Origin of the sequence: Cohnella xylanilytica, assembly GCF_014212175.1 — a bacterium.
Classification (GTDB): Bacteria; Bacillota; Bacilli; order Paenibacillales; family Paenibacillaceae; genus Cohnella; species Cohnella xylanilytica.
In genome coordinates, this window is the sequence record NZ_JACJVR010000068.1 from 86738 (window position 1) to 98521 (window position 11784).

Consider the following 11784-nt stretch of genomic DNA (forward strand, 5'->3'; position numbering starts at 1 on the left):
GGCCTCGCTTGCGCATGAATGCCGAATTATTCGGCATTGGAAGCCGCCGCGGGTCCTCGCTTGCGCATGAATGCCGAATTTTTCGGCATTGGAAGCCGCCGCGGGTCCTCGCTTGCTCGTGAATGCCGAACTTCTCGGCATTGGGACGCCGCCGCGGGGCCTCGCTTGCGCATGAATGCCGAATTTTTCGGCATTGGAAGCCGCCGCGGGGCCCCACTTGCGCGTGAATGCCGAATTATTCGGCATTGGAAGCCGCCGCGGGGCCCCACTTGCGCGTGAATGCCGAATTATTCGGCATTGAAAGCCGCCGCGGAGCTTCACTTGCACGTGAATGCCGAATTTTTCGGCATTGGAAGCCGCCGCGGGGCCCCACTTGCGCGTGAATGCCGAATTATTCGGCATTGGAAGCCGCCGCCGCGGGTCTCGCGAGGCGAGCGCACGAGAAGTGATTGCCAAAACATCACAATCGTTCGAATCGCGCCATGTCGCCCCGGCATGGACGCTTCTTACAATCGGTGGTGGAGGCGAAGCGCGCCTTCCAACCAAACCTAAGGAGGCTCGATCCACAATGTTGCGCAAAGCGGTTGCGGTGTTCATCACCTTGGTGTTGGGACTGACTCTACTATCGGCGCAGGGAGGACGACCGCAGGAAGCGGCGGCGGCTCCGTCGTTCGCTAAGGGAGCGGACATCAGCTGGGTGCCGGGAATGGAAGCGCAAGGGTACAGGTGGAAGGACAAGAACGGCGTGCAGCGGGACATCCTGGACATTCTCAAGAACGATTACCAGATCAACTCCGTCCGCATTCGGGTATGGGTCAATCCTTCGAGCAGCTATACGAACGGCTACCTGAACAAGGACCGGGCGGCCGCGCTCGCGAAGCGGGCGAAGGCGGCGGGGCTCAGCGTCATGCTGACGCTGCATTACAGCGACAGCTGGGCCGACCCCGGGAAGCAGACGAAGCCGGCGGCGTGGGCCGGGTACAACTTCCAGCAGCTGATGGACGCGGTGTGGAACTGGACGCGCGAGGTCATGACGACGATGCAGGCCAGCGGGGTGACGCCGGACTGGGTGCAGATCGGCAACGAGACGAACAACGGCATGCTGTGGGACGACGGGAAGGCCTCGCTGAGCATGAAGAATTACGCCTGGCTCGTCAACACGGGCAACAACGCGGTCAAGTCGATCAGCAGCGGGACGAAAACGATCGTGCATCTCGCCAACGGGTACGACAATTCGTTGTTCGTCTGGAACATCGGCGGCCTGATCGCGAACGGCGCCACGTTCGACATTATCGGCATGTCGCTGTATCCGAGCGCGTCCGACTGGTCCTCGAAGGTGACGCAGACGATCTCCAACGCGAACGATATGATCTCCCGGTACGGCAAGCCGATCATGATCACGGAGATCGGCATGGACTACAACCAGCCGTCGGCGGCCAAGAGCTTCGTCGCGGATATCAAGACGAAGATCCGCAGCCTGTCCGGCGGCCGAGGGCTCGGCGTCTTCTACTGGGAGCCGGAGGCGACCCCGGGTTATAACGGAGGCTATAACAAGGGAGCCTGGCAGGCAGACATGAAGCCGACGATCGCTCTCGAAGGTTTTCTGAACTAATCGCCATCTCGATTCCACTTGCCCAAGCCCCTGACAGCGGTCGTCGCGCAGACCTCCGCCGGAAGGGGCTTTGCCGCTCATCCAGGGAGGCGACGCAACGCTGAGACGCGGGCGCATACCGGCGCGGACGGCGGTTCCTCCTCTCATACCTCCAGCTTGGAGCGCATGAACGAGATAAACTGGGAGGCCTGGGGGACGAGCGCTTCTTCTTTGCGAAAAGCCAGACTGATCGTCCGCCGCCGCACGTGCCCCGGCAGGTCCCGCATGACGAGCTCGCCCGCCCCGGCTTCCTTCAAGAAGCTGCGCCATGGCAGGATGCCGATGCCGATCCCGTGCTTGACCGACTCCTTGATCGTCTCGATCGCGCCCAGTTCCATGCGGATGTGCCACTGCAGGCCGTTCTCCTTCGCCCAGCTCTCCGACAGCTCGCGCGAGGTCGAGCCGGTCTCGTGCACGAGGAACGGCTCCCGGCGCAGATCCTCGATCGAGATCTTCTTGCGCGAAGCGAGCGGATGGCGGGGAGACAGCGCCAGCTTCAGCTCGTCGTCGGTCAGCTTGACGACGTTCAAGTCCGGGTACGGCTCGTCCGGCAGCGACACGATGGCGACGTCGACCTCGTAGCCGTGCAGCATCGCCAACGCTCCGCCCGCCTGCTTGACGGTCAGCAGCGGCAGCGCGTTCGGGAACCGCTGCTGGAATTCGGCCAGGTACGCGGGCAGGAAGTAGGTGGCGGGCGTATAGCTTGCCCCGATCCGCAGCTTGCCCCGGCCCTCCTCGCGGTACTCCTTCATGAGCTGCTCGGCCTCCTCCACGAGCGCCGTAATTTTGCGGGCGTAGGGCAGGAGGCCTTCCCCCGCGTCCGTCAGCGCCAATCTCCCCGCTTGCTTGCGGAACAGCTCCACGCCGAACGCTTCCTCCAGCTTGCGAAGATGGAAGCTCACCGTCGGCTGCTTCAGCCCGAGCTCCGCCGCGGCTTCGGTCACCGTGCGGCATGAAGCCGCCTTCTGCAGAACTCTTAATTGCTGCACGTTCATGCGCGGGTCCCCTTTTTTTTCGAGATACCTCCAATATAGATAACGTCTATGAAATCATCAATAATCATCGAAACTATTTAATGGAAAGTTATCTCCGGGATTACCTCGCGGTTACATTCCCTCGATAAAGTGGAGTTAACCAAGTTCACTCAAGGGGGATCACCGTAACCATGGTCAACGTCCGCAACAACCGCACGCTCGCCGCGATCTCGCTCCTCAGCCTGTCGCTCGCTCTCGCCGCCTGCGGCAACACTAGCAACTCCAGCAACGACGCTTCGAACGCGTCGGCTTCTCCTTCCGGGTCCGCCTCCTCCGCCGCTCCTTCGTCCGAAGCGCCGTCCGCTTCTCCGTCCGCCAGCGCCTCCGAGTCTCCGTCCGAATCCGCCTCCGCTTCGCCCGCCCAAGGCAATGGCGAGACGCTGACGGTATACCTGAACGACTTCGACGATATCGTCAAGCCGATGTTCGAAGAGCAAACCGGCTACAAGCTGGAGATCGTGTCCGGCAACGGCGCGGAGATCATGTCCCGCATTGAGGCCGAGAAGGGCAACCCGCACTGGGACGTCGTCTGGATGGACTCGATGCCGTCGATCGAAGGCCTCGGTCAGAAGGGCGAGCTGCTCGAAGGCTGGACGCCCGCCAACGTCGACAACCTGACGGACTTCGCCAAGACGTTCGTTCCCGCGAGCAAGGCCTACTACCCGACCGGCGCTCACGCCGCTTCGGTCATCGTCTACAACACAAAGGCGTTCGACGCCGCCAGCGCGCCGAAGACGTGGGCCGATCTCGCCGACAAGAAGTTCAAGGGAGTCGTCGGCATGGCCGATCCGGCCGTCGCGGCGCCGGCTTACCCGTTTGTCGCCTGGTTCTTCAAGGACAAGGGCATGGACGGCGGCAAAGCGTACTTCGACAGCGTGCTGAAAAACGGCGCGCACGTCTATCCGAAAAACCCGAACGTCGCCAAAGCGCTGACGGGTGGCGAGATCAAGGCGGCGGCTCTCCAGGAGAGCAACGCTTACACGCTGAAGAACAGCGGCGAACCGGTCGAGATCGTCTGGCCGGCGGAAGGCGCTCCCGCCTCCGTGCGCGTCGCCGCCATCCAGAAGGACACGAAGCATGCCGACGCGGCGAAGGCGTTCGTCGAGTTCCTGCTCGATCCGAAGACGCAGCAGGCTTTGATCGACAAGGGCGACGAGAGCTATTTCGAGCCGAGCGCGAAGGGCGCAACGCCGAAGGCGGACCGCGCGAAGGACGCCAAGCTCGTCGTGGCGGACGCTCCCTGGGCGGCGGAGCACGAAGCCGAGATCAAGCAATGGTTCGCGGACAACGCGGTTAAATAAGCATGTTCGCCCGAATATTCGGATACGGGAACAGGACGGGCTGGCTGGTGCTGGCCGTCCTTGTTCTTCTTATTTTGCTTCCGCTCGCCGCCGTCGTGATCCAGGTGCTGCTTCCGGGCGTGTTCTTCGGAACGTGGGAGCTGGGCGACCTGTCTCTGCTGCTCGACGTATTCAAGAGGCCGCTCTGGTACCAGTCGCTCAAAAACACGCTCACCCTCGGCATCGGCACGACCGTCCTCGGCACGATTCTCGGCGCGGCGCTGGCGACCGTCCGCTCGAACTGGTCGTTCCCCGGCTCGAAGCTGCTGGACGGAACGGTGTGGCTGCTCCTCATCACGCCATCGTTCATTATCGCCCAGGGCTGGGTCCTGTTCGCCGCCGCCGACGGCCTGGCGAGCCGCTGGCTCGGCTGGGATTGGGTGCACAGCGCCGTCTTCACGCCGGCCGGCCTGGTCTTCGTCATGTCGTTCAGCAAGTTCCCGTTCGCCTATCTCGCCGTCCGGAGCGCATTGGAATGGAAGGTGGATCGGCTAAGCGAGGCGGGACGGCTGAACGGGGGAAGCGCATGGACCGTCTGGCGCACCGTGCAAGCGCCGCTGCTGCTGCCGGCGTACTTCTCGGGCGCGATGCTCGTGTTCATGGACGCGGTCGGCGACTTCGGCCTGCCGGCTTCCATCGCGGCCGTGTTCCGTTTTCCGACGCTGCCTTATTCGATCTACTCCGCGCTGTACACGTCGCCGATCCGGTTCGATATGGCCGGCGTGCTGTCGTTCTATCTCGTGCTGCTGATCGCGCTCGCGATGAGCGTTCAGTTCTACGCGCTGCGCAAGTCGCGCTTCGACTTCCTCAACTCGCGGGCGACCCGGAGCGAGCCCCGGAAGCCTTCCCGCGGCGGAGCCTGGCTCGCCGCCGTCAACCTGCTGATCGTCGCGATCGCGGCCGGCGTTCCGTTCGGCTCCAATCTCGTCTCCTCCGTCACCCGCGCGAACGGGGAGCGGGGAGTATCGTTTACTTTTGAACATTACGGGGAGCTGTTCCGCAATGGCGGGGTGCTGAGCGAAGGGCTGCTGCACTCGCTCGAGATCGCGGCCGGAGCCGCGCTCATCGGCGCGCTCGTCGGCTTCCTCGTCTCGTACGTGCTGACCTATTCGACCTTCTCGCTGCGGCAGGCGGTGGACGTGATCTCGCTTATCTCGCTGGCCGTCCCCGGGGTCGTGCTCGGCATCGGGTATATTTTCATATGGAATCAGGCTTGGCTGGAGCGAATCGGGCTGCTGCTCTACGGCAAACCGGCCATCCTCGTGCTCGCCAGCGTCGCGGGCGCCATTCCGGTCATCACCCGCATCCTGACCGGCGCGATGGCGAAGGTGCCGCGTTCGCTCCTGTCGGCGGCGCAGATGCAGGGAGCCCCGTTCGGACGCCGCCTGCGCACGATTCTGCTGCCGCTGCTGCGCGGCGCGCTCGTATCCGCCGCCCTGGCGGCGTTCGGGGCGAGCGTCTTCGATCTGGCGACGACATCGATCCTGTTCCCGCCCAATTTCATGACGCTGCCCGTCGTGATCAACAAGGCGTTCGAGGATTTGCGGTTCGGCTACGCGGCGGCGGCCACCTTGACGGGGGGCGGCGTCGTGATCGCCATTATTTTCGCGGCCGAATGGCTGTTTAAACCGAGGAGAGGGCCGAAATGATACCTATACTGGAAGCAAACGGGCTGCGCAAGTCATTCGGCGGCCACCCGGCTCTTCGCGGCATCAACTTCTCCGTGGCGGGAGGGGAGATCATCAGCGTGCTGGGCCCTTCCGGCTGCGGCAAGTCGACGCTCCTCCAGCTCATCGCGGGCCTCCAGCAGCCGGACGAAGGGGAGATCAAGCTCCGGGGAGAGACGGTATCGTCCGCCTCGCGCCTCATCCCGCCGGAGAAGCGCCGGATCAACATGGTGTTCCAGGATTACGCGCTATGGCCGCATATGACGGTCTATGACAATATCGCATACGGGTTGAAAAGGAAAAAAGCGTCGTCGGCGGATATCCGCGCCAAGATCGAGAGCCTCCTCGGCCTGCTGCATCTGGGAGGCCTTGAGGATCGGCTGCCCGCGCAGCTGTCGGGCGGCCAGCAGCAGCGCGTCGCGATTGCCCGCGCCTTGGCGACGGAGCCGGATCTGCTGCTGCTCGACGAACCGTTGTCGAATCTCGATATGAAGCTGCGGATCGAGATGCGCACGGAGATGGCCTACCTGTTCCGCAAGCTGGGCACGACCGTCTTCCACGTGACGCACGATCCGGAAGAAGCGTTCGCCATGGCGGACCGTCTGATCATTATGCGGAACGGCGCGAGCGACCAGATCGACGAGCCGCAGAGCTGCTATCGGCTGCCCGCCACCCGTTCGGCCGCCGCGCTGCTCGGAGCGGGGAACCGGCTCGCGGGCAAGGCGGTCGCGGGGGACACTCCCGCGATCCGTATCGGCGAAGGAGACGCCGCGTCTCTACTGCGCGGAACGGCTCCCGGCGACTGGAGCGGCGATGCCGCAGCCGAAGCGCTGTTCCGCCCTGACGCGGCCGTCTGGGAAGAAGACGCATCCGGGAGCCCGAGGGACAGCAACCGCCTCGCCGTCCGCGTCGTGCACAGCTCGTATGAAGGCAATCGCTGGCGCGTGCTGGCTGAGACGGAGAGCGGAGGCCGAGTGGCGTTTTTCCGGACGGAACCTCTCGCCTCCGGGACGTCGGGCGCGCTGACCGTATCCGTCTCCGATCTTTATCTCTATCCGCACTCTTGAAAGGAGACTTTTCATGTCCCGCATCTTGGCGATCTCGGACATCCACGGCCATGCGGACGGAGCCCGTCTGCTGCTGCGCAAGGCCGGCTACGTTCCGGGGCAGGACGAGCTCGTCCTGCTCGGCGACTTCATCGATTGGGATCGGGGGACGTGGCCGGCGCTGCGTTACGTCGGCGAGCTGGTAAGGGGAGGCGCCCGCGCGACATTGGGCAATATGGAGAGATGGCTGCTGTCCGCGGCCGACACCGATGAAGGGCTTCCGCTGGAATCGCGGGAGCTCGCCCTCCTTCGGGATACGCCCCTCTACGTTCGGCTCGGTTCCTTCCTGTTCGTTCACGCCGGCATCCGTCCTGGCATTCCGCTCGAGAGGCAGACGGCGGCCGACCTAACGGGCATTCGCCGGGAGTTCTGGGGCGATGAGGCCCCGTTGCCGTACACGGTCGTCTTTGGCCATACGCCGACGTTCAAGATGGGCGCCGAGCCCGGCGAGCTCTGGTTCGGCCGCGACCGGATCGGCATCGACACCGGCGCCAAGCATGGTTGCCGGCTGACGCTCGTCGACCTGACCAACCGGCTCAGCTATTCGTGCTCGACAGGGGCCGCCGAACGGTACTCCGACTTTCGGCAAAGTTCTTGGGGGTAGAATCAGGCGTTTAAAGGTGCATTTACAAGAAGAAGGGGTCATTCGAAAAAAGGTGCGAATGTGAAGCTCACATGATTTTCCGGGGACATTCGCACCGAAATAAAAGAGGTCTTTACCTATCACGCCTTCGTTTTGTATGATTTTGGTAGAGGTTCTTGAAGCTTTAGCTAGTTTTTAGGCTATAAAAAGGCATATTTGGGCCTGTAGTAGCTAAAAAACGCTGTCGCATCCCGCGAGGGATGCGTGGATTGAAATTTGTTGTATAATCGTTGAAACCCTCGAAAGATAGTCGCATCCCGCGAGGGATGCGTGGATTGAAATGCGAATGGGGCATAGCAAGCACGATGGATGAGGAAGCGTCGCATCCCGCGAGGGATGCGTGGATTGAAATATACTCACCAAAGCTATGACAGGACAGCAAGCGAAGTCGCATCCCGCGAGGGATGCGTGGATTGAAATTATCCCGTTACAAAGAGAAAGGAGATAGAACCGGTCGCATCCCGCGAGGGATGCGTGGATTGAAATACTGGAATGAGAAAGGGAGGATAACGATGCCAATCGTCGCATCCCGCGAGGGATGCGTGGATTGAAATTGCGTATAAAATCGGTCCATCAAAGTCCGAAATAGTCGCATCCCGCGAGGGATGCGTGGATTGAAATCGTCCAGATCTGGGCGGCGCAAACGCGTTGACGAAGCGTCGCATCCCGCGAGGGATGCGTGGATTGAAATACCACAGGGAATTTATTCCGTCAACATATTTTGTGGTCGCATCCCGCGAGGGATGCGTGGATTGAAATAAACAGTGGGGCGAATGGCGGCAGACGCACGACCTGAGAGTCGCATCCCGCGAGGGATGCGTGGATTGAAATCGCATCGGTGAAACGAAACGAATCTACGCTTTGCGTCGCATCCCGCGAGGGATGCGTGGATTGAAATCTGGCGGGCTTTTATATTGGCGACGAGAGCCTCCTGTCGCATCCCGCGAGGGATGCGTGGATTGAAATTGAGCCTCAAAGACCAAGCAGAAGCACCGGGAGTTACGTCGCATCCCGCGAGGGATGCGTGGATTGAAATGCCAAGCGGCAAACATGAACGGCTGCAAAGTATTGACGATCCCGCCGGGATGCGAGGATTGAGAGTTTTTTCTTTCCCAGAATAGGATCGTAAAGAATGGACACTTCACTAAGTGCCTCTCTTATGAGCCCTCTTTTTTGATTATCATAAAAGCCACTCTTTTTAGTATATTTACCTCAGATTATCCAACCGTTTGCGAAAATGGAGGACTAATATGGAATACGTTGCGCACGTTCGCGAAAGCGATAGAAAGGTGCAAAGCGTCAAAACTCATTTGCTGGAAGTTCGGGAGCTGGCGGAAATTTACGGTGCCAAAATCGGAGTAAAACATATCGCAGGGCTTGCGGGTGTGCTACACGATCTTGGCAAGTACACGACAACCTTTCAAGACTACATTTGGGAAGCCGTAAACAATCCTGATTCTCCTCCGAAAAGAGGAAGCGTGGATCATTCCACTGCCGGGGGAAAGCTGCTGTATGAACGATATCATCAGGGCCGCCCTTCCGCACACCCTTGGATATTGGCAGAAGTCGTAGGCAATGCCATCCTCTCGCACCATTCTTACCTGCAAGACTTCATTGGTCCGGAACTGGAGTCGGCCTATTTGACCCGCGTCCGCGATAAAAAGTCAGAAGAGTTAAAAGAATTCAAACGAACTGTGGACCTCTTTTTTGCCAACGTAATGAATGAGTCCGAATTTCAAATCTACGTTGACCAAGCCATCGAGGAATTGAAATCCTACTTGCTAAAGCCATCCCCGATGAGCGATGAAGGCAAGCTGTTGTTCCTGACCAAGTTTGTATTCAGCGCCTTAATTGACGCCGACCGGACGAACACCCGTCTGTTTGAGGAGAACAAACCCAGCGAACCGGAGCCGGATCGTAGCAGCGAGTTGTTCGCAACTTATTATCGAAAAATGATGGACAAGATCGACTCCTTCCAGGCAGAGGAAGATGCGCAATCTCCGATCAATCGGCTGAGAAGAGAAATGTCTGACAGATGCGATGAGTATGCGAAGAATCCGTCAGGCATCTATTCGCTCTCGATACCGACGGGCGGGGGCAAAACGTTGGCAAGCTTGCGGTACGCACTCCAGCATTCCCAAGCGCACGGTAAAAAGCGAATCATCTATGTCGTCCCCTACACGACGATTATTGAGCAGAACGCGGCAGAGATTCGCAAGATATTGGCGGATGAGGAGAATGTTTTGGAGCATCATTCGAATGTAATCGAAGACGCGAACGATGATGACGAGAATCAGGACGGCGCCATGAGTCTCCAACAGAAGTGGAAGCTGGCTAGGGACAACTGGGATGCGCCGATTATTTTCACGACGATGGTGCAGTTCTTGAATGTTTTTTACGCCAAAGGCGGTCGAAATATCCGAAGACTTCATAACCTGACCGAATCGGTCGTCATCTTCGACGAAGTGCAGAAGGTTCCCGTTCCTTGTGTATCGCTGTTCAATCATGCGCTAAATTTCCTTAGCACCTACGGACAGTCGAGTCTGATTTTGTGCACGGCGACTCAGCCTGCATTGAATTTTGTTGAGCATAAGCTGGAGATTGCATCGGATGCTGAAATAGTGGAACATCTGGACGATGTGATCGAAGCGTTTAAACGGGTGGAAATCATAGACAGAGCTACACAGGAAGCATTCGATACCGAGAAACTGACCGAGTTTGTCATGGCTAAGCTTGGCGAAGTTCAGAGCGTGCTTGTCGTGCTTAACACCAGGACAGTGGTCAAGAAATTATATCGTCAATTGGAGCCATACGGAGTTCAGCTTTATCATTTAAGCACTTCGATGTGCGCGGCGCATCGGAAGCATATTCTGGACCTAGTTAAAGAACTTCTTGATAGAAAAGAGAAAGTCGTCTGCGTCAGTACACAGCTAATTGAAGCAGGGGTGGATATAAGCTTCGACTGTGTCGTCCGTTCTCTTGCCGGCCTCGATTCCATTGCTCAGGCTGCGGGCAGATGCAATCGCCATGGGAAGTCGGGAATTCGCGAGGTCTATGTGGTCAACCATGAGCAGGAGAATTTAGGACATTTGCCTGAGATCAAGAAGGGGAAAGAGATTTCCAGAAAGATTCTCATCGATCTTCAGAAAAATCCTAGCAGTCATGGGGGACATCTTTTGTCTCGGCAAGCTATGGAATGGTACTTCCAGGAATTGTACGACAAATTCGATACGAACCTGAATTATTGGATTCCAAAGCTACGGAAGAATATGCTCGATCTGATCATGATGCCGAGAAGAAGTCACCCTTACTTCAAGGAGTACATGAGCAGGGAGCAGGAAGAAATCCCGCTGTTCTTGATGGACAGCCATCGAACGGCTGCGGAATATTTTCAAGTAATAGAAGATCAGACAACCCAGGTCATTGTCCCTTACGGTGAAGAAGGCAGAGAGATCATTGCGGATCTGGGGGGAGACGAGTCGATTGAGCAACTGTCCCTTTTGTTGCGGAAGGCCCAGCAGTATACGGTGAATATGTTCCGTCACGAACGGGATCAATTGGCGAGGAACGGTGGGTTGGTCAGTCTGCTTGACGGTAAAATAATGGCGATAACTGAGAGCGCGTATACCGTGGAGTATGGTTTGGATCTAGAGAACGAGAGTCCTTTTGAGCTCGGAATTTATTGAATAGCCAGTTAGGTCTATCTTCTTATGGGGATAGACCTTTTTCTATAAATCTGGAATTTTGACTGGGTAATTGGTAATAGGATAAAATTGGAGTATGATGTCGAATCAGGAAAGGGGGGATTGTCGATTCCATGCGCAATAGCATAGAGTTTGTTGTTTATGGGAATTACGCTCTATTCACCGATCCTCTGACTAAGCTCGGCGGGGAGAAGCTGTCCTACCAAGTTCCAACCTACCAAGCGCTAAAAGGGGTCGTCGAAAGCATCTACTGGAAGCCGACGTTGCTTATTTACGTAGACGAGGTTCGTATCATGAAGCCGATCCGAATGGAGTCCAAAGGAGTTCGGCCGATCGAGTACGGCGGAGGCAACACGCTGGCCAATTATACGTACTTGAAGGACGTGAGCTATCAAGTAAGAGCCCATTTCGAGTTCAACCTGAATCGTCCTGATTTGGAGTATGACCGCAACGAATTTAACCTGAATTACGAAAGTACCACCTCATAAAAATATAAAAAAGTGCCCAGATCTTTGGTAGAATGGTGTTTGTCAAGAACAACATCACCCAAAGAGAGGAGCACCTTTAAGGTGAAGTCTACCACAAAAATCGCATCATTGAAAACGGAATTTTCTATGAGAAATGCTACAAATTTTGCAG

At 58.0% G+C, this 11784-nt stretch carries 7 protein-coding genes, 1 pseudogene and 1 CRISPR repeat array; of the genes and pseudogenes, 7 read left to right on the top strand and 1 reads right to left on the bottom strand.

Annotated features, from left to right (window positions below):
* The first annotated feature begins 568 nt into the window (after nucleotides 1-568).
* Nucleotides 569-1612 (top strand): glycoside hydrolase family 53 protein, encoded by a 1044-nt coding sequence (locus H7B90_RS17630; protein ID WP_185137204.1) that lies wholly within the window; start codon nucleotides 569-571, stop codon nucleotides 1610-1612.
* Between the two features lie 143 nt (nucleotides 1613-1755).
* Here H7B90_RS17630 and H7B90_RS17635 read toward each other — a convergent pair whose 3' ends face one another.
* Complete coding sequence (locus tag H7B90_RS17635; protein ID WP_185137205.1) at nucleotides 1756-2646, bottom strand: LysR family transcriptional regulator; 891 nt, start codon at nucleotides 2644-2646, stop codon at nucleotides 1756-1758.
* 170 nt (nucleotides 2647-2816) lie between these two features.
* On the opposite strand from H7B90_RS17635, the gene H7B90_RS17640 reads away from it, so the two are divergent.
* The 6 genes and pseudogenes from H7B90_RS17640 to cas5c all read left to right on the top strand — a co-directional run.
* On the top strand, nucleotides 2817-3986 hold the full coding sequence (locus tag H7B90_RS17640) for an ABC transporter substrate-binding protein (RefSeq protein WP_185137206.1): 1170 nt from the start codon (nucleotides 2817-2819) through the stop codon (nucleotides 3984-3986).
* A 2-nt stretch (nucleotides 3987-3988) separates the two neighbouring features.
* Nucleotides 3989-5674, top strand: a complete 1686-nt coding sequence (locus H7B90_RS17645; protein WP_185137207.1) for an ABC transporter permease — start codon at nucleotides 3989-3991, stop codon at nucleotides 5672-5674.
* Entirely contained in the window at nucleotides 5671-6759 is a 1089-nt protein-coding gene (locus tag H7B90_RS17650) for an ABC transporter ATP-binding protein (RefSeq protein WP_185137208.1), read from the top strand. The genes H7B90_RS17645 and H7B90_RS17650 overlap by 4 nt, the downstream gene beginning before the upstream one ends.
* 13 nt (nucleotides 6760-6772) lie before the next feature.
* Nucleotides 6773-7402 carry a metallophosphoesterase gene (locus H7B90_RS17655; RefSeq protein ID WP_185137209.1) on the top strand — a complete coding sequence of 210 codons (630 nt, stop codon included), beginning with the start codon at nucleotides 6773-6775 and terminating at the stop codon, nucleotides 7400-7402.
* A gap of 222 nt (nucleotides 7403-7624) precedes the next feature.
* Nucleotides 7625-8477: direct repeats of the CRISPR family, unit length 33 nt; unit sequence GTCGCATCCCGCGAGGGATGCGTGGATTGAAAT.
* Nucleotides 8478-8691: 214 nt separating this feature from the next.
* The gene (gene cas3, locus H7B90_RS17660) at nucleotides 8692-11127 is read left to right on the top strand and encodes a CRISPR-associated helicase Cas3' (RefSeq protein ID WP_185137210.1); all 2436 of its coding nucleotides are present in this window, start codon (nucleotides 8692-8694) and stop codon (nucleotides 11125-11127) included.
* 131 nt (nucleotides 11128-11258) lie between these two features.
* A pseudogene (gene cas5c, locus H7B90_RS17665) lies at nucleotides 11259-11600 on the top strand (type I-C CRISPR-associated protein Cas5c); the annotation flags it as partial.
* Nucleotides 11601-11784 lie beyond the last annotated feature (184 nt).

What these genes read in the sequence shown, in the direction of transcription:
- H7B90_RS17640 (WP_185137206.1), top strand. Translation starts at nt 2,817, where the DNA reads ATGGTCAACGTCCGCAACAACCGCACGCTCGCCGCGATCTCGCTCCTC.
- H7B90_RS17655 (WP_185137209.1), top strand. Translation starts at nt 6,773, where the DNA reads ATGTCCCGCATCTTGGCGATCTCGGACATCCACGGCCATGCGGACGGA.
- H7B90_RS17645 (WP_185137207.1), top strand. Translation starts at nt 3,989, where the DNA reads ATGTTCGCCCGAATATTCGGATACGGGAACAGGACGGGCTGGCTGGTG.
- H7B90_RS17650 (WP_185137208.1), top strand. Translation starts at nt 5,671, where the DNA reads ATGATACCTATACTGGAAGCAAACGGGCTGCGCAAGTCATTCGGCGGC.
- cas3 (WP_185137210.1), top strand. Translation starts at nt 8,692, where the DNA reads ATGGAATACGTTGCGCACGTTCGCGAAAGCGATAGAAAGGTGCAAAGC.
- H7B90_RS17635 (WP_185137205.1), bottom strand. Translation starts at nt 2,646, where the DNA reads ATGAACGTGCAGCAATTAAGAGTTCTGCAGAAGGCGGCTTCATGCCGC.
- H7B90_RS17630 (WP_185137204.1), top strand. Translation starts at nt 569, where the DNA reads ATGTTGCGCAAAGCGGTTGCGGTGTTCATCACCTTGGTGTTGGGACTG.